The organism is Sphingopyxis sp. SE2, from assembly GCF_032227185.1.
GTDB lineage: Bacteria > Pseudomonadota > Alphaproteobacteria > Sphingomonadales > Sphingomonadaceae > Sphingopyxis.
Genome location: NZ_JAPMXW010000001.1, coordinates 3,152,129 through 3,169,947, shown reverse-complemented (window position 1 = coordinate 3,169,947; position 17,819 = coordinate 3,152,129). Strand labels below are relative to the sequence as shown.

The 17,819-nt window shown below is 64.8% G+C and carries 19 protein-coding genes; 7 read left to right on the top strand and 12 right to left on the bottom strand.

The window, feature by feature from the left end:
• Positions 1–208 precede the first annotated feature (208 nt).
• On the top strand, positions 209–1,150 hold the full coding sequence (locus OVY29_RS15155; protein ID WP_313911681.1) for a DUF2493 domain-containing protein: 942 nt from the start codon (positions 209–211) through the stop codon (positions 1,148–1,150).
• A gap of 63 nt (positions 1,151–1,213) precedes the next feature.
• Positions 1,214–2,140 (top strand): HEPN domain-containing protein, encoded by a 927-nt coding sequence (locus OVY29_RS15150; protein ID WP_313911680.1) that lies wholly within the window; start codon positions 1,214–1,216, stop codon positions 2,138–2,140.
• Positions 2,141–2,150: 10 nt separating this feature from the next.
• Here the strand turns inward: OVY29_RS15150 and OVY29_RS15145 are convergent, their stop codons facing one another.
• From OVY29_RS15145 to OVY29_RS15135, 3 genes are all read right to left on the bottom strand, one after another.
• On the bottom strand, positions 2,151–2,318 hold the full coding sequence (locus OVY29_RS15145) for a DUF6771 family protein (protein WP_313911679.1): 168 nt from the start codon (positions 2,316–2,318) through the stop codon (positions 2,151–2,153).
• A gap of 67 nt (positions 2,319–2,385) precedes the next feature.
• Positions 2,386–2,610 carry an EexN family lipoprotein gene (locus tag OVY29_RS15140; protein ID WP_286750106.1) on the bottom strand — a complete coding sequence of 75 codons (225 nt, stop codon included), beginning with the start codon at positions 2,608–2,610 and terminating at the stop codon, positions 2,386–2,388.
• A gap of 122 nt (positions 2,611–2,732) precedes the next feature.
• Entirely contained in the window at positions 2,733–2,933 is a 201-nt protein-coding gene (locus OVY29_RS15135) for a heavy-metal-associated domain-containing protein (RefSeq protein WP_313911678.1), read from the bottom strand.
• A 149-nt stretch (positions 2,934–3,082) separates the two neighbouring features.
• Here OVY29_RS15135 and OVY29_RS15130 point away from each other — a divergent pair, with 149 nt between their 5' ends.
• Both OVY29_RS15130 and cueR read left to right on the top strand, forming a co-directional pair.
• Entirely contained in the window at positions 3,083–5,617 is a 2,535-nt protein-coding gene (locus OVY29_RS15130; protein WP_313912070.1) for a heavy metal translocating P-type ATPase, read from the top strand.
• Positions 5,614–6,090 carry a Cu(I)-responsive transcriptional regulator gene (gene cueR, locus OVY29_RS15125; RefSeq protein WP_313911677.1) on the top strand — a complete coding sequence of 159 codons (477 nt, stop codon included), beginning with the start codon at positions 5,614–5,616 and terminating at the stop codon, positions 6,088–6,090. The genes OVY29_RS15130 and cueR overlap by 4 nt, the downstream gene beginning before the upstream one ends.
• Positions 6,091–6,225: 135 nt before the next feature.
• Here cueR and OVY29_RS15120 read toward each other — a convergent pair whose 3' ends face one another.
• From OVY29_RS15120 to OVY29_RS15090, 7 genes are all read right to left on the bottom strand, one after another.
• Entirely contained in the window at positions 6,226–6,891 is a 666-nt protein-coding gene (locus OVY29_RS15120) for a hypothetical protein (RefSeq protein ID WP_313911676.1), read from the bottom strand.
• A complete protein-coding gene (locus OVY29_RS15115; RefSeq protein WP_409581485.1) occupies positions 6,891–10,097 on the bottom strand; it encodes an efflux RND transporter permease subunit in 3,207 nt (1,068 codons plus the stop codon). The genes OVY29_RS15120 and OVY29_RS15115 overlap by 1 nt, the downstream gene beginning before the upstream one ends.
• 28 nt (positions 10,098–10,125) lie before the next feature.
• Complete coding sequence (locus OVY29_RS15110; protein ID WP_313911674.1) at positions 10,126–11,373, bottom strand: efflux RND transporter periplasmic adaptor subunit; 1,248 nt, start codon at positions 11,371–11,373, stop codon at positions 10,126–10,128.
• Complete coding sequence (locus tag OVY29_RS15105) at positions 11,370–12,653, bottom strand: TolC family protein (RefSeq protein ID WP_313911673.1); 1,284 nt, start codon at positions 12,651–12,653, stop codon at positions 11,370–11,372. Before OVY29_RS15105 ends, OVY29_RS15110 begins: the two co-directional genes overlap by 4 nt.
• A gap of 62 nt (positions 12,654–12,715) precedes the next feature.
• Positions 12,716–13,087 (bottom strand): hypothetical protein, encoded by a 372-nt coding sequence (locus OVY29_RS15100; RefSeq protein WP_313911672.1) that lies wholly within the window; start codon positions 13,085–13,087, stop codon positions 12,716–12,718.
• Positions 13,088–13,230: 143 nt separating this feature from the next.
• Positions 13,231–14,202 (bottom strand): CDF family Co(II)/Ni(II) efflux transporter DmeF, encoded by a 972-nt coding sequence (gene dmeF / locus OVY29_RS15095; RefSeq protein WP_313911671.1) that lies wholly within the window; start codon positions 14,200–14,202, stop codon positions 13,231–13,233.
• 10 nt (positions 14,203–14,212) lie between these two features.
• Positions 14,213–14,485, bottom strand: a complete 273-nt coding sequence (locus OVY29_RS15090; RefSeq protein ID WP_313911670.1) for a metal/formaldehyde-sensitive transcriptional repressor — start codon at positions 14,483–14,485, stop codon at positions 14,213–14,215.
• 118 nt (positions 14,486–14,603) lie between these two features.
• Here OVY29_RS15090 and OVY29_RS15085 point away from each other — a divergent pair, with 118 nt between their 5' ends.
• The gene (locus OVY29_RS15085) at positions 14,604–14,909 is read left to right on the top strand and encodes a hypothetical protein (RefSeq protein ID WP_313911669.1); all 306 of its coding nucleotides are present in this window, start codon (positions 14,604–14,606) and stop codon (positions 14,907–14,909) included.
• Positions 14,910–15,206: 297 nt separating this feature from the next.
• Positions 15,207–15,527 (top strand): DUF736 domain-containing protein, encoded by a 321-nt coding sequence (locus tag OVY29_RS15080; RefSeq protein WP_053555716.1) that lies wholly within the window; start codon positions 15,207–15,209, stop codon positions 15,525–15,527.
• A gap of 75 nt (positions 15,528–15,602) precedes the next feature.
• Here OVY29_RS15080 and OVY29_RS15075 read toward each other — a convergent pair whose 3' ends face one another.
• A complete protein-coding gene (locus tag OVY29_RS15075; protein WP_313911668.1) occupies positions 15,603–16,877 on the bottom strand; it encodes a HipA domain-containing protein in 1,275 nt (424 codons plus the stop codon).
• The gene (locus tag OVY29_RS15070) at positions 16,867–17,217 is read right to left on the bottom strand and encodes a helix-turn-helix domain-containing protein (RefSeq protein WP_313911667.1); all 351 of its coding nucleotides are present in this window, start codon (positions 17,215–17,217) and stop codon (positions 16,867–16,869) included. The genes OVY29_RS15075 and OVY29_RS15070 overlap by 11 nt, the downstream gene beginning before the upstream one ends.
• A gap of 345 nt (positions 17,218–17,562) precedes the next feature.
• Here OVY29_RS15070 and OVY29_RS15065 point away from each other — a divergent pair, with 345 nt between their 5' ends.
• A complete protein-coding gene (locus OVY29_RS15065; protein WP_171013818.1) occupies positions 17,563–17,727 on the top strand; it encodes a hypothetical protein in 165 nt (54 codons plus the stop codon).
• Positions 17,728–17,819 lie beyond the last annotated feature (92 nt).

The following is a 17,819-nucleotide window of genomic DNA, read 5'->3' as shown; positions in this document are numbered from 1 at the left end:
CGCGGGCCTCGCAATGGCCTGGCGTGCGGCTATTTTCCGCCGGGGCTCTGCCCCTTTGCATCGCGAGGCAAAATAGCCTTCGCCCGCCATCCTTCGCTGCGCTTCGGCCGCCCGGGCTCCGCCCGTGCGGTGCGGACCCGCACCCGCCGCCGCGGAGGCGTCGCCGCGAAGGCCGCGAGAGGCGCGGCCGCCAGATGCGAGAGACGCCATGACCGACCTGTTCGACTTTCCCGAACGCGGCGAGCCGCATGAACCCGGCGCCAGCGCTTATCTTCTTCAGGAAATGCAGCTTTACGGTCACCGTCCCTATGACGACGAGCCCGATGGCAGGCCGCTTCCCGACTACCGCCTCGCCGGCGGCGCCGTAGCCGACATCTTCGACGCGATGGCCGGCTGCCTCGTCGACACGCGCATCGAGCCCGATCTTGAAGACCTGCTCTGGAACATCGTCAATATCTTTCACCGTGCCGGCGAGCGGATCGAACGCGATCTCGATCGCAACGAACAAGCGCAGCGCGAGCAGCAGCGCGAGCAGGACGGCAGCGAAATCCGCTCGGTCGAACTCGAGCGCAAGATCGCCGAAGGCATCACGCTGATCGAGCGCCGCGACACCATGGAGTTCTTCCGCGAATGCGCCGCCGAGCAGTTCCGCCTTCATGTCCGCAAAGCCTGGATGCCGCGCACCGGATCGCGCGCGCAGCATAAGACGCTGACTGCGTCGATGATCGACAGCCGCGATTTCCTCGACAAGCGGCTCCGCGAAAAGGCCGCGGCGCTGATCCCCGAAGGCACGCGCGTCGCCTTCAGCGGCGGTCCCGCCTGCAATGATCATCAGCATATCTGGGCCGCGCTCGATCGTATCCATGCCCGCCACCCCGACATGGTGCTGATGCATGGCGCAACGCCCACCGGGGCCGAGCGCGCCGCCGCCTGCTGGGCGGATACCCGCCGCGTGCCGCAGGTCGCTTTCCGGCCCGACTGGAACCGCCACAAGAAGGCCGCGCCGTTCAAGCGCAACGACCGGATGATCGACGCGATGCCCGCCGGGCTGGTCGTCTTCTCGGGCACCGGCATCCAGGACAATCTCGTCGACAAGGCGCGCGCCTTCGGCATCCCCGTCTGGGATTTTCGCGTGCCGCCCGAAACTTGACGGCAAATTTGGCTGCAACATAGCTTGCCATCGGGCGAGCGGACTTACAGGGTGAGAATAGTCATGCGAACCGATCTCGATCATCTACCGGCCAACAAGCAGCGCGAGCTCGAACGCGTGAAGGCGATCATCTTCGAAGAGTTCGAGGATGCGATCGCGCTGGCGACGATGGGCTGGAAGAAGAAGGGCCGGATCGAAAAGCTGATCCTCTACGGCAGCTATGCCCGCGGCGGCTGGGTCGACGAGCCGCATACCGCCAAGGGCTATCGGTCGGATTTCGATCTGCTCATCATCGTCAACGACAAGCGCCTGACCGAACGCGTCGATTTCTGGCTGAAGCTCGAGGACCGGCTCATTCGCGAGCTGGCGATCGACAAGACGCTGCACACGCCGGTCAATTTCATCGTCCATACCCTGCAGGAGGTGAACGACGGCCTCGCGCATGGGCGCTATTTCTTCATGGATGTCGCGAAGGACGGCATCGCGCTCTACGCATATGACGATAAGGAATTGCACAAGCCGAAGCCGAAGACGCCCGAGCAGGCGCTGGCGATGGCGCAGGAATATTTCGAAGAGTGGATTCCGGGCGCGGTAGAGTTTTTAGAAGGATATAAGTTCTACATCGGTCGCAGGAGCTACAAAAAGGCCGCATTCCTGCTGCATCAAAGCACCGAAAGCCTCTACCATGGCGTTCTGCTCGTCTGCACCTTCTATACGCCCTACGTTCACAATCTAGGTTTCTTGCGAACGCAGGCCGAGCGCATCGACATGCGGCTGGTCAATGCCTGGCCGCGCGAAACCCGCGCCGACCGCGCCCGCTTCGAGAAGCTGAAGGAAGCCTATGTGAAGGCGCGCTACTCGAAGCATTACCGCATCACCGAGGAGGAGCTTCTCTGGCTCGGCGGCTGCGTCGAGGAATTGGGGCGCGCAGTCCATGCGATCTGCTCCGAGCGCGTCGCGGAGCTTGAGGAACGGAGCCGCCCGGCGTGATCGCCAGGGGCTAGTCGGCTGCCCCTTCGGCTTTCCGTAGCGCGTCGGCAATCATCGCGGCGAGCGATTCCTCGGCCTGGATGCGGGCGACATGGTCTTTCGACTCCAGGTCGCGGCGAACCCATTGCGGAGCTCGTTCGACGGCGCGCAGGACGATGCTGGTCAGTTCATCGATCATGCGGGCGCTATATCGGAACGTGTCGGACTAGCAATCGCCAACGGTTAGGTGCGGCGATCGTGTTGGCTTAATCCTTGCCCAGGAATCGCTTGAAGCGCTCGCGGCCTTCGACCGTCTGCACCGCGACGTCGGCGTTCGTGCATTCGTCGCCGCGCGTCGAGCCGGCCCGGCAGTCGGCGACCACCTTTCGCGCCTCGTCGAGATTCGCCTCGAAATATTGGGTGCTGCGCGGCTCGCTTTGGCCGCAGGCGGACAGGATCAACCCGAGTGACAGGATAGCGGAATGTCGCAAATTCATTCTCCAGCCAGAAAATGGGAAGGAGAATATACCCGCCAAGACCTTGGGCGAAAGGCGAACTGGAACCAGATCTGGTTCTATTTCCCCAGGTCGATCAGTCTCTTGGTCCGCCCTTCCTATGCCGCCTGCGCTTCATAGCCGGCTTCGCGGATCGCAGCGATGAGCGACGCGCTGTCTGCGCCGGTTTCGACGCTGACCCGCCTTTCGGGAATGTCGGTTTCGACCTCGGCCGCGGTATCGATGCCCTGGATCGCTTTGGTGATCGAGCGCGCGCAGCCGCCGCATGTCATCCCGGGGATATTGAAACGGATCGTCATAGTGCCTCCAAACTTCGATTGAAGCTCGAAGATGGGGCTTGCCATCGTGACAAGGTCAATGCCCCCGAAGTGCATTTTCTTCCCCTTGACCTTCCCATCGTTGGAAGCCCCACATTCCGGTCGAACGAGCAGATCCGGAGAAAAATATGATGTCCGATGTTATCGAGTTGAGGCGGAAAAGCGATGCTCCCACCACGGGGCCGGAGCGTCTGAGCGTCGCCGTCGCCGGCATGACCTGCGCCTCCTGCGTCGGCCACGTCGAAAAGGCGATCGGCAAGCTGCCGGGCGTAACCGGGGTCGCCGTCAATCTGGCGACCAACCGCGCCGACGTGACATTCGCTGGAGCGTCCGATCCCGGCGCTGTCGTGCAAGCGGTCGAGCGCGCCGGCTACGAGGTGCCCGAGGCCGATGTGGAAATCGGCGTCGCGGGCATGACCTGCGCGTCGTGCGTCGGGCATGTCGAAAAGGCGCTGTCCAAGGTGCCGGGCGTCAGTAGCGCCACCGTCAATCTGGCGACCGAAAAGGCCAGCATTCGTTATCGCGCCAGCTTCGCGTCGCTGGAAGATCTGGAGGCGGCGATCCGTGGCGCCGGTTATGAACCGCGCCGGATTGAGAGCGACAGCGCATCGCCCGATCAGGAAGCTTCGGCGCGCGAGCAGGAATTGGGCAGCCTGCGCCGTTCGCTGTTTCTCGCGGCGGTGTTGGCACTGCCGGTGTTCATCCTCGAGATGGGCTCGCACCTCATCCCCGCCGTCCATGATTTCGTCATGGGTACGATCGGGATGCAGACGAGCTGGCTGATCCAGTTCGTCCTCACCACACTGGTGCTCTTCGGGCCCGGGCTGCGCTTTTTCCAGAAGGGCGTTCCCGCGATCCTGCGCGGCACCCCCGACATGAACTCGCTCGTCACCTTGGGGACGAGCGCCGCCTGGGGCTATTCGCTCGTCGCAACCTTTGCTTCCGGCGTCCTGCCGTCCGGCACCGCCAACGTCTATTATGAAGCGGCGGCGGTGATCGTCGCGCTGATCCTGCTTGGCCGCTATCTCGAGGCCAAGGCCAAGGGGCGGACGTCGGAGGCGATCAAGCGGCTGGTTGGGCTTCAGGCCAAAACCGCGCGCGTCGTGCGCGATGGTGCGGCGCTGGAAGTCGCGCTTGCCGATGTTCGTGCCGGCGATATCGTTCAGGTCCGCCCGGGCGAACGCGTGCCGGTCGACGGTGAAGTCGTCGACGGCAGTTCCTGGGTCGACGAGTCGATGATCACCGGCGAACCGGTCCCGGTCGCCAAGTCCGCAGGGGCGCCCGTCGTCGGCGGCACGATCAACAAGACCGGCGCCTTCACCTTCCGCGCGACCAAGGTCGGCGGCGACACCGTGCTGGCGCAGATCATCCGCATGGTCGAGCAGGCGCAGGGATCGAAGCTGCCGATCCAGGCGATGGTCGACAAGGTCACTGCATGGTTCGTCCCCGCCGTGATGGCGATCGCGGGACTGACCTTCCTCGTCTGGCTCATCTTCGGCCCCGATCCGGCGCTCACCTTCGCCTTGGTGAATGCGGTCGCGGTGCTGATTATCGCCTGCCCATGCGCGATGGGGCTCGCGACCCCGACCTCGATCATGGTGGGAACCGGGCGCGCCGCCGAACTGGGGGTGCTGTTCCGCAAGGGCGAAGCGCTCCAGACGCTGCGCGATGTGTCCGTCGTGGCGCTCGACAAGACCGGCACGCTGACCAAGGGCCGCCCCGAATTGACCGACCTCGAACCGGCCGCAGGCTTCGGGCGCGATGAGGTGCTGGCGCTGGCCGCCAGCGTCGAAAGCCAGTCCGAGCATCCGATCGCCGAAGCCATCGTGGCGGCCGCGAACGCGCGGGGTCTAGACGTTCCATCGCCCGCGGCGTTCGAAGCAATCCCCGGTTATGGCGTGTCGGCAAAGGTGGGTGACCGCGAGGTCCAGGTCGGCGCCGACCGTTTCATGACCAGGCTGGGGCACGATGTCTCGGCCTTTGCCGTCAAGGCCCGCGAACTTGGGGCGATGGGCCGCACGCCGCTCTACGCGGCGATCGACGGCAAACTCGCCGCGGTGATCGCGGTCGCCGATCCGGTCAAGGACACGACGCCCGAGGCGATCCGGGCGCTCCACGCCCTCGGGCTTAAGGTCGCGATGATCACCGGCGACAATCAGGCGACGGCCGATGCCGTTGCGCGCACGCTCGGGATCGACGAAGTCGTCGGCGAAGTGCTGCCCGACGGCAAGGTCGATGCGATGAACCGGCTGCGTGCTGGCGGCCGCAAGGTTGCGTTCGTCGGCGACGGCATCAACGACGCCCCCGCGCTTGCCGAGGCCGACGTCGGCCTAGCGATCGGCACCGGCACCGATATCGCGATCGAGTCCGCCGACGTCGTGCTGATGTCGGGTGACCTGCGAGGGGTGGTCAACGCAATTGCGCTGTCGAAGGCGACGATCCGCAACATCCAGCAGAACCTCTTCTGGGCATTCGGCTATAATGCGGCGCTGATTCCTGTCGCCGCGGGGGCGCTCTATTCGCTGAACGGTACGTTGCTGTCGCCGGTGTTCGCCGCCGGCGCGATGGCGCTGTCGAGCGTCTTCGTGCTAAGCAACGCACTCAGGTTGAAGACCTTCCGGCCGGTGATCGCCGCCGACAAGGGAAAAGAAGGAGAGGCGGCATGAACATCGGCCGCGCCGCGAAAATATCGGGCGTCTCTCCAAAGATGATCCGCTATTACGAACAGACGGGTCTCATCCCCAAGGCTGCGCGTCAGGACTCGGGTTACCGCGACTATGACGACGCCGACGTGCACCGCCTGCGCTTCATCCGGCGCGCGCGCGATCTCGGCTTTACCGTGGAGCAGATCGGCGAGCTGCTGGGCCTCTGGTCCAACCGAAGCCGCGCCAGCGCCGACGTCAAGGCTTTCGCGCTCGAACATATCGAGCGGCTCAAGGAAAAAATGGCTGAAATCGAGGCAATGGTGCGGACGCTTGAGATGCTGGCGGATCACTGTCACGGCGATGATCGACCCGACTGCCCGATCATCGAAGGGCTGGCGGAGGAAGGCGAGGGGATGCCGCGTCTTGAGCCGCGCGAACCCCGACGCTTCGGCAGGTCCGGCGGGCAATCGACGCGGCAGCAATCAGTTGGCTGAAACTGACGCGCTGACGCAGTTTTGGGATTTCTTGGGCGCTTCTCGGACGCAGATCAGACCATTTTGCTCCCCATCTTCACCGTTTGGAGCATCGAGGGCAGGCACCCGCAAGCTACGTCGGGTGGAATAAGCAGCCTACGACCCGCGCGCGCCATCGGCGACGTCGGTTTTTGCACGCTTGAGGCCAGGCCATGCTAGGATCAGATGATAGCAATCAAAGCGGGCAGGATAGCCTTTGCCCACAGGTACTGTCCGATCGTGCCGAGACAGGCTGCCAGGTTTTCCCGGATGCTCGGCGAGCGGCTCCAACCTGCAGCCTAGCGCGGTCTCTATCGCGGCCAAGGCATCCGCGCTCTCGCCTTCCAGCAGATAGCCAAGCATGGCTCCAGAATTGGAAAAGGGGCCATAGCGACACGTCAGAAATTCGTCGCGAACGTCCTTTACGTAGGGCGCGACCTTCTTGGGGGTCTCCATGATCTTGGCCTCGAGCGGCCACATGATTCGCTCATCAGCACGGAGGACGAAGGCGAGGTCATATTGCGGCGGTTGGGCTGGCGGCGGTCGCATTGTCTCGTGCTCATAGGGACCATGCTGTATATAAAAAGGCTCGTCGCCAGACATAGCTTTTCGAATACGCGGTTCCAGTAGCTGGGTGATACTGCGCTCGAGATCTCGGTTGTCGATGACGGGCGGCGCGGCGCGCATGTCCGCATACGCGTGCGTCGCTTCGTCCTGGGCGTGCGCTTCGACAATGTGCGGGTGCCCCCCGCGCACCCACGCGGGTGCGCGGGGCTTGAGCATCAGGCGGGTAGCGCTTCGGCGGTCTTGGTCGGCGGCGGCGCCTCCATCTTCGCCATGCGGCCGTGGACCATGCGGTAGAGCGCCGGCAGCACGAGCAGGGTGAGGATCGTCGAGGAGACGATCCCGCCGATCACCACCGTCGCCAGAGGCCGCTGCACTTCCGCTCCGGCCCCGACGTTGAAGGCCATCGGCACGAAGCCGAGGCTGGCGACGAGCGCGGTCATCAGCACCGGACGCAGGCGGGTGAGCGCGCCTTCGCGGATTGCATCCTCCAGGCTCGCGCCGCCTTCGCGAAGCTGGCGGATGAAGCTCAGCATGACGACGCCGTTGAGTACCGCCACGCCCGAGAGCGCGATGAAGCCGACGCCCGCCGAGATCGACAGCGGCATCCCGCGGATGAGAAGCGCGGCGACGCCCCCGGTGAGCGCCAGCGGCACCCCCGAAAAGACGATCGCGGCGTCCTTGCCCGACCGGAACAGCGCATAGAGCAGGGCGAAGATCATCAGCAGCGCCGCGGGCACCACGATCTGGAGTCGCTTCGCGGCCGAGATCAGCTGCTCGAACGTCCCGCCATAGCTGATCCAGTAGCCCGACGGCACCTCGACTTCGTTCCCGACCTTCGCTTGCAGTTCCTCGATGAAGGAACCGAGGTCGCGGCCGCGAACATTGGCCGTCACCACGACGCGGCGTTTGCCATCCTCGCGGCTGATCTGGTTGGGGCCGATCACGACCTCGACCTTCGCCACATCGGCGAGCGGCACGAAGCCGCGCATCCCGGCGCTGGGTGCCGCGCCCATCGTCACGTCTGCCGACGATCCGATGGCGGGAAGGGGGATGCGCAGGCGGCCGATCTCGTCGACCCGCTCGCGCACATTTTCGGGCAGACGAACGATGATCGGGAAGCGCCGGTCGCCCTCGAAGATCTGCCCGGCCTGAACGCCGCCGATCGACACCGCGACCGTGTCCTGGATGTCGCCGACATTCAGGCCAAAGCGCGCGAGTGCGCCGCGGTCAGGCGTGATCTGCAGCACCGGCAGGCCGGTGACCTGTTCGACGCTGACGTCCTGCGCGCCTTCGATCCCCGCGGCGACCCCTTTGATCTGCTGCCCGACCTCAAGGAGCGTATCGAGATCGTCGCCGAATATCTTGACCGCGACGTCGGCGCGAACCCCGGAGAGAAGTTCGTTGAACCGCATCTGGATCGGCTGGGTGAACTCGTAATTATTCCCCGGAATCTTCGCGACCGCCGCCTGCATCTCTCGAACGAGCTCGGCCTTGGGCTTTCGAGGATCGGGCCAGTCCTTCCGGTCCTTCATGATGATGAAGGTGTCGGCGACCGAGGGCGGCATCGGATCGGTCGCGACTTCCGCCGTCCCGATTTTCGCCACCACCTTGTCGACCTCCGGAAACTGCTTGATCCGCGCTTCGAGGGCGGTTTGCATGCTGACCGCCTGACTGAGGCTGGTTCCCGGGATGCGAAGCGCGTGGAGCGCGATATCGCCCTCGTCGAGGTTCGGCACGAACTCCGATCCCATGCGGCTCGCCGCGACGCCCGACAGGAGCACGAGCCCCAAGGCTATCGCGACGAAGGTTGCACGAAGTTTCATCGCCTTATCGAGCGCGGGCGCATAGATGCGCCGCGCCCAGCCCATCAGCCGGCTTTCCTTCTCCTCGACCTTGCCCGTGACGAACAGCGCGACCGCCGCCGGCACGAAGGTGAGCGAGAGGATCAGCGCCGCGGTCAGCGCCATCACGACGGTGATCGCCATCGGATGGAACATCTTTCCTTCGACGCCGGTGAGCGCGAAGATCGGCACATAGACGAGCGCGATGATCAGCATGCCGAACAGCGATGGTCGGATGACCTCCGACGTCGCCGATGCGGCGAGCTTGAAGCGTTCTTCGCGATCGAGCAGGCGTCCGAGCTGGTGCTGTGCTTCGCCGAAGCGCCTCAGGCAGTTTTCGACGATGATGACCGCCCCGTCGACGATCAGGCCGAAGTCGAGCGCGCCGAGGCTCATCAGATTGCCCGATATGCCGCCGCGCACCATGCCGGTGATCGTCATCAACATGGTGATTGGGATGACCGCCGCGGTGATCAACGCTGCTCTTACGTTGCCGAGGAGCAGGAAGAGGATGACGATGACAAGCAACGCGCCTTCGAGAAGATTCTTCTCGACGGTCCAGATCGCCCGCTCGACGAGATCGGTGCGATCGTAGATCGCAGTCGCCTTGACCCCGGCGGGCAGGGCCTTAGCGGCTTGTTCGAGCCGTTCGGCCGCTGCCCGCGCGACGATACGGCTGTTCTCTCCCGCGAGCATGAAGACGGTGCCGAGCACGACCTCCTTGCCATTCTCGGTCGCGGCGCCCGTGCGGAGCTCCTCGCCGAGGCTGATGTCGGCGACGTCGGCGACGCGGATCGGGATCCCACCCCGGTTGCTGACGATGATCGTGCCGAGCTCGTCGGTGCCTGCCGCCTGACCTGGGGTGCGGACGAGATATTGCTCGCCATAACGCTCGACATAGCCGGCACCGCGATTGTCGTTGTTGCGCTCCAGAGCGCGAACGACATCGTCGAGGGTCAGGCCGTAGGCCGAGAGCCGCGCCGGGATCGGGGTCACATGATATTGGCGTTCATAGCCGCCGATGCTGTTGACCTCGGTCACGCCTGGCGTGCTGCGAAGCTGCGGCCGGATCACCCAGTCTTGCAGCGTGCGCAGATCCTCTGGCGTATAGGCGCTGCCGTCGGGTTTCTTCGCCCCCGGGTCGGCTTCGAGTGTATACATGAAGATCTCGCCGAGCCCGGTCGCAATCGGCCCCATCTGGGGCGCGACGCCCGGCGGGAGCTGTTCGCGCGCCGATTGCAGCCTTTCGTTGATCAGCTGGCGCGCGAAATAAATGCTCGTGCCATCTTCGAAGACCGCGGTGACCTGGGACAGGCCGTAACGAGACACCGATCTTGTGTATTGCAGCCCAGGCAGGCCGGCGATCGCCGTCTCGACGGGGAAGGTGACGCGCTGCTCGGCTTCGAGCGGAGAGAAACCCGGCGCTTCGCTGTTGATCTGGACCTGGACGTTGGTGATGTCGGGGGTGGCGTCGATCGGCAGCCGCTGGAAGCTCCAGACGCCGATGGCGCAAAGGAGCAGGACGGCCGAGAGGACGGCCCAGCGGAAGCGGATCGCGCCGGCGATGAGCCGTTCGAGCAAATGGGCTCGCTCGGGTGGACGGGTTGTATCAGTGGTCATGGCTGGCCCCCGATTTCTCGATGTCGGCGCGGATCAGGAAGGCGCCGTCGGTGACATAGACCTCGCCGGGCGCGAGCCCGCCGAGTATTTCGGTCCATTCGGGCGTGCGGCGTCCGATTTCGAGCATCCGCACCTCATAGGTGTTGCCGACCTTGGCAAAGACGACCTCGAAGTCGCGGAAGCGCTGGATCGCCTTGGTCCGCACCGCGATCGGCGCATTGGTCTCAGCGACAGCGAAGCTGCCCTCGACCCCCATACCCGGCCGGAACTCGCGTGCGGCCGTCGGCGGCAGATGGACGTGCGCGAGCATCGTCTGACTCGCGACGTCCGCGGTCGGCAGCACCGCCTCGACCTCGGCCTGAAAGCGGGCCTCGCCGGACAGGCTCCTAAGGCTTACCGGTTGTCCGACACGCACGCGCTCGGCATCGCGTGGATAGACGAAGAACTCGGCATGGAGCTTGGTCGGATCGGCGATGACGAACAGCGCCCGGTCGCCGGTCGTATCGCCGACATTGACATTCTTCTCTACGATCGTGCCGCTGATCGGGGCGGTCACCGTATAGACCTGGAGCGAATGGCTCGACTCCACCCGAGCGAGCACCTGGCCGCGCCGGACCTGCTGTCCGAGCTTGCCGTTAAGCGAAACGATCAGCCCCGGAAGCCGGGCGCGAACGTCGGCTTTGCCCTCGGGCGTGATCTCGATCCGCCCGCCCATGTCGATGAGGTCGCTAACGGTCGCGGGACCGGCAGCGTCGGTCTTGATTCCGCCAGCCTTCGCGGCCGCGGCGTCGATGACCGTGCGGCCTTCATAGGATTGGTAGGACCATTTATGATTGCGGCCGCCTTCCGACGCGGCAACGCGGACGTCGAAGCTGTGCGGTTCGGTGACGATGCCGCTGCCGCGCAGGAAATCTTCTTGCGGAGCGAAGCTGAAGCGGTCGATCTTGCCGCCGAGGCGGCCGAGTTCGATCGTCAGCTTGACCTCGGACGGCTTGACCGGCTTGTCACCCCGGTAAGCATAGGCGCGGAACTCGGGATCGACGCCATCTTCGAAAATGGTGATTTCCAGCGCGAAATCGCCGTCGCGCAGCATCCGGCCGCGGTGCGGGCCGCGTTCATATTCGCCGGCGGGCGCCGCCGCCGCTTCGCCGCCCTTCGTTTCGGTGGCGCCATTTCCGCATGCGGTGAGCAGGGTGAGGGCGATGACCGACGCCGCCCCGGACAAATATTTGGTCATCGAACATTCTCCATATTGGCGAGCAGCGGGGCGTGGCGGCCGGTCAACCGGTCAAGCCGCACCCCCAGAAGGTGAAAGCGCCGCAGCAGGTCGACGCGGCGCGAGCGCGCGTCATTGACCGCGGTCTGAGCTTGCGCAAATTCGAGGAAGGTGAAGGCGGTGCCGCCGCGCGCAAGCCCGTCCTGGATCAGCCGGACCGCGCGGCTGGCGCTTGGCAGCACCTCGGCATCGATCCGCTTGATCTCCGCCGCGATGAGGCCGCGGTCGGCGACGAGCCTGTCGATTTCGCGATCGACCTCGACGCGCGCCACGGCGATGTCCGCCTCGATCGCGTGCTGCTCGGCTTGCGCCCGCACGACATTGCCCCGGTTAGCCCCTTTCGTGCCGAGCGGGATCGAGCCTCCGACCATCACGGCAAAGTCGTTGCCTTGGCCGAAGTGGCGAAGCCCGACGCGGCCGCTCGGATCGGCGATATTGCCGGTCTCGGCGAGCCTGACCTTCGCTTCGGCCGCCGCGCGTTCCGCCGTGAGCATCGCGACCTCGGCGGACTCTCCGGCCGTCGGCACGGTGACATCGAGCGTCTGGAATATCGCCGGATCGAGCTTGAAGTCGCTGCTCCCACCCCACCATGCGGCAAGATTCGTCCGCGCGATGCGCGCGGCTTCGCGCGCCTGTTCGAGTGCGATCTCGGCCTGCGCGACGTTCGTCCGCGCGCGCTCGGCTGCGAACCAGGGATCGAGCGCGCCGGTGACGCGCTTTACGACGTCGAGTTCGACACGCTGGAGGTCGGCGAGCCGCATCTCGGCGACGGGGATCGCCGCTTCGGCGGCAAGGGCATCGACCCACGCTGCCTGAACCCGCGCGAGGCGATCGAGCAGGCGGACGCGGTTCTGTGCGCCGACCACGGCGACATCGGCGCGCGCGGCGCCGATGCGCGCCTCGCGCTTGCCGCCGCGCTCCCAGGTTCGCTCATACCAGCCGGTGGTCTGTGACCGGTTCAGCGGCGAATAGGGACCGGTGCCCGCGAAATCCTCGAAGTCTGCGCCAACGACATCGCGCGGTCGGACGTCGGCCTGCAAGATGGCGGCGTCCGCGGCTTCGAGACGCGCGGCGCTGGCGGCGATGGCGGGATCGCGTGTCGCGACCCGTGACAACGCCTCGTCGAGACTTAGATTTTGCGCCCATGTGGGCTGCGCCGCGGCAGCCAGCAGGACACCTCCGCAGAGTATGGCTCTGCGGACGGCACGCGCGCCGGTGCGCGCTCGAGATTTTGAAAACATGTGATAGCAGCCTCGCTGAAAGGCGTGGAAACATCCCACGCCTTCTCAGACGGCGCGGGAACTCAGGCGTTCAGCGAGGCGGTTCTGGGCGGGCGTTCGGGTCCGATGGATCGCAGGCCGGCAACATGCCGGTCCTTTTCGGCCACTTGCAAACGGGAAGACGATAGAATCGTCGGGGCCGTTGCCGCATCGGGAACGAGCAGATTTGGACCATTATCGCCATGATGATGATGGCCGCCCGAGGCCGGGTCGCCCGGTTCTTCATCGCCATCGGGCGCACCGTCATGATGAACGGCATGGTGATCGACACTGTCATGAATGACATCGACGGAGACGTCGGCGGCGTCCTTATGATCGTGCGCCATCATGAAGGACGGCGCATGCTGAAGTTGATTCGCTGCCTTGGCAGGGATCGTGGCCGCATAGAGCGCCATGAGCAAAGCGCAGAGTGACAGGATAAGACGGTCCGGCAGAGAGGAACGCGGCTTCGGCATGCGCCCGCGTGTAACTGCGCGCCCCAGCGTTGACAAGCGAAGCGCCAGGGATCGCGCTTCCTTCGACTGTCCTGCCGACGACCTCATGCGCTGTGCCGGGGTTCATGCACCCCGATCGTGAGATGGGCGATCCCGCGGATATGGATCAGTTCGCGCCGAAGATCGGCTGAATCGATCGCCCCCTCGACTTCGACAATCGCCGCACTGGCCTCCGGCCCCACACGCCACACATGAAGGTCCGTGAGACGAACGTCTCCGAATTTTCCGACCCGGTCGCGGATCGCCTTATCCATTCGCTCATTGGTTCGATCGAGCAGAACGGCGGCCGTGTCGCGCATCAAGGACCAGGACCAGCGAGCGATCACGACCGCGCCGACGATCCCCATCGCAGGGTCCATCCAATGGAGGCCAAGATACCGCCCTGCGAGAAGGGCCGCGATCGCGAGAACCGACGTCAGTGCGTCGGCAAGGACATGCATATAGGCCGAGCGCAGATTATTGTCGTGGCCGTGACCATGATCGTGACCGGCGTGATGATGATCGTCCGCAGGGTGCGCATGTTCGTGATGATGATGGTGGTGATGATGGTGATCGGAACCTCCCATCAGCAGTAGCGCGCTCACGATGTTGACCAGGAGGCCCAGTACCGCAACCAGCGCGGCATTGCCGAAATCGACGCGCACCGGGTCGATCAATCGGGTGACGGATTCGCTCGCGATACCGAGCGCGAAAATGCCGAGAATCAGCGCCGATGCGAAGCCGGTCAGGTCGCCGACCTTTCCGGTGCCGAAACTGAATTTGGGATTATTGCGGTGCTTTTTGGCATAGCTATAGGCGGCCGCCGCAAGGCCGAGAGCACCGGCATGGGTCGCCATGTGGAAGCCATCGGCGAGAAGGGCCATCGAGCCGGTGACGTAACCGGCAATGATTTCGGCGATCATCATCACGGCCGTAAGGCCGACTACCCAGAGCGTTCGCTGGGCGTTTCGATCGTGAGCTGCGCCCAAAAAGACGTGATCATGTGCCGGATATTCGGCGTTTGTCGAAGCAGTCATGCGGTCTCGCCTATTTGGAATATCGACGGATGACGGCAAGCAGGTCGTCTGCGCCAGCCGCGCGCTCCTCGTGGGAAAGCCCATCCGCAGCAACGTGCGCGGTGAGGTGCTGGGCGATGATTTCGTCCAGCAGCCCATTCACCGCGCCGCGAACAGCGGCGACGCGATGTAGAACCGTCGCGCATGGCGCGTCGGATGCCAGCGCTTTCTCGACAGAGGTCACTTGTCCGGCAATGCGCCTGACCCTCGCGACAAGCTCGGTATTATCTTTCAGATGACCCATAGTATAGTGGGGTAGGGTATAATTGCACCGAGGGCAAGATGTCAGTTTCGACGGGCTGAGACAAGGGCAGAGCCTAGCCGGACGTGGTATCGTTCGAGGTCAGGCTCCGGACTGGGCTTTGTCGCCGCTGAAAATAGACACGCTCGGCCGCCATGTCGGCGATCGCATCGAAGCCTGCTTCGCGCCAAGCCCGTCGGTGGGGAGGCTCGGCCCGCTCGTTCATGCACCACCATTGCGGGTCGGCCGCAGCGCGCGGCAACAAGCCGCGGACGATGCTCTCGATCTGGGCAAAGCTCAGTTCGACACCCGGGGCGTCGTTGCGGACTTTCCACCTTCGCAAAAAGGTCCCAAGCGCATCATATTTGCCCATGGCGGCATCCCCAATCCCGGCAACAATGAGTCAGGACAAGCTCTGACCCCTTAAACGCGCCCGCCGCTTTCAAGGCGCTACCGACCTTGCAGCGGATCGTCGTGGCGGAAAGACAGGTGGCGCGCGGTGCCACAAGTGCCCTTGTCCAATAGCCGATGAATGACGGCGGCAGCAAGCCTCCCGGTCGATCGTCCACCCCCTCTAGGGCGCTTTTCTATGGGCCTCGGATCGCCTCATACCGTCAACCCCCTGCGGGGGTTCGCCCTTCGCTCGCGCTCCGGTGACGGCGGCTCCCGGCCCCTTGGTGGGGCGCCATCGGGGATAGGCCCCGACAACCCAGGAGACTTAATCATGGCCACCATCGCAAATCTCACCGTCAAGGCGGACGGCAGCTTCGAAGGCACGCTCGCCACGCTCAACGTCACCGCGCCGATCGCGATCGTCCCGAATGGTCGCAAAGCCAAGGACAGCGAGCCCGATTACCGCATCGTCAGCCGCAAGAACGGCTTCGAACTCGGCGCCGGCTGGAAGCGCTTCTCGCAGAACACCGGCGCCGAATATGTGTCGGTGTCGCTTTCGGCACCCGAGTTCGGCACCATCTACGGCAATATCGCCAATGCGCCGGGCGACGATCCGATGAAGAAGGTCATCATCTGGAACCCGCCGTCGTGACAGCCCGTACCGGTCCCGCTTTCGAGCGGGGCCGGTCGGCTTTGCGCCACTGCATCTTGTGCGCAGGGATCTCGGTCAGTTCGGGGCGGCTGCAAAACCCTCGAAGGCGAACGGGTTGAGGAACTGCCGCCGCCAAAGGAACGCGCGCTCGGCACCGCCGAGCGCCGCTTCGTCGCACACTGCGTCCCAATGGGCCTCGATCGCGGCCTGCTGACCCGCGATGATGGCGCGGGCGCGCGCATCGTCGAGGTGAAAGACGGGCGCGGCCTCGAGGCACAGCGACAATTGGCTGAACCGCCGGTTGCCGAGGATGAGCATCGCCTGCGTCGCCTCGCCGCCGGTGCGGCCTTGCGGGCAGATGTCATAGGCCGGCGTCAGCCCCAGCGTCCGGCCGTCCCAGAAGGCGGCATGGTTGCGCGCATGATCGTCGGTATTTCCGCACAGAATGTTGAATATGATGCGCGCGTAAAGTTCGGCGAGCGTCGCGGCGGGATCGACGAACCGGTGACGGATCACGGTCGCGAGATCCTCATAGCTCGCATAGCGCGCCTCGGTCTCGTCGAGAGCAAGGAGGGTGAGCGCCGACACCACGCCGCGCCGGGTCCAATCGTCCTCCTTGGGCGCGCGGTCGAAGCGCTCGACGAGCAACACATCCTTGCCGAGCGCGCGCGCAAGCTTGACCGGCGCGACATCGAGGCCCGCGCGCGCTGCGAGGCGCATCGCGACATATTCGGCTTTCACGACATTGTAGATGTCGGCTGCCGCCGAAAATTTGGCGATATATTTTCGCGCGCCATCGTCGATCAGCGCCTTGGGACGCGCGCCGCCAAGCGATGTGCCATGTTGCAGCGCCTGGTCGAGTTCGGGCGTGAGCGGCACGCCCCGCTCGACGCGCTCGGCCGACTCCATCAGCTCGGCGAGCGTCGCATTCTGCCGCTGGCGCGGTACATAATCGGTGGCCGACGCCTGGAAATCGAGCATGCCGATCCGGTCGGAGCCGGATTCGAGGAGATAGGTCAACTCGTCCAGCTCGGCGGGAGCCAGCTCGCCTTCGTCGCGCCCGCCGATCCGGTTGATGATGACGCGCCGGCCCCACGCGTCGGGCGATCCGTCGCGGATCGCGCTTGGCAACTGCATCTTGCTCGCCGCCTCGATCAGGCCGGCGCGCAGCGGCAATTCGGGCTCGTAGATCGCGATGGCATCCGCGCGGGCCAGATAGCTTTGGCCATAGTTGAAGGTGAGCCGGCTATCGCTCGCGCGCGCGAGCCTGCCCGCGACGACCGGCTCGGTTGCCCCGGGCAGCCATATCCAGACGAAGGCTTCGCCGGCAGGCGCGACGTCAGAAGTCATCCTTCACCTCGGATCGCGGCTTGTGAACGGCCTTGGGAAGCAGGCGCAGCTTCGTTTCCTGCTCGGCGAGATGTCCAGCGAGACGGTCCCGGTCGCTGTCGAACAGCGCGACCCCGACGATTGCTGCCGCCTCGAAGACGAGGCCGATGGCGCAGCGCGGGTCGCCCTGCTCGATACGGCGCATCATGTCGCGCGACACGCCGCTGCGCGTCGCGAGGTCTTCGACGCTCAGCCGCCGTTCGATCCGCCGGGCGCGAATGAGCCCGCCAAGCAGGCGCACCGCCTCGCGGGTGTAGCGCGAATAGCTGCGCGGGATCCTTTTTATCGTCTCGTCGGCCATCGACCATCCTTTCGGCCTTCTAGGCTGCAATCGGCACAAAAGTCAAGGTGATGGCTTACACGTAAGCCTTAATTGGTATTGTGACGTTTTTGTAAGTCATACTGTGGGAAATTCCGCATGGCTTGTCAGGTTCGGCATGGCGCTGCCCACGGGGAACGGGCCATCCCCGCTCGAATGCCGCTGATCCCTGGGTGCGAGGCCAGGCCTCCTTCAATCAACCCGTAAAGGGTCCGCTACGCTCCGCGTGCGGCCGCAGCTTCGCTCGCGGTGATTGCGGCCTGTCCCCGACCGGCGGGGCGACTGTCGAGCGGGAATGGCCCGCTCCCAACGACAGGAGCTTGACCCATGCCGCTTTCCACCGCCCAATCGCTCGGCTGGAACCTTGCCCGCACGATGATGACCATCATCGTCCTCATCGAAACCACCAAAGGCTATTCGGTAATGCCGCTCGACGAGTTCGACGGCGATCCCGACATGATCGTATGCGAATATGACCCCTTCGGCCGCTGATCGCGCCCATCCCGGTCCGGGGCAGCGCCGCTCGCGGCACTGTCCTGGCCCGATTGCTGTGGAGACAGGCGGGCATATCACGCCGTCGAGGT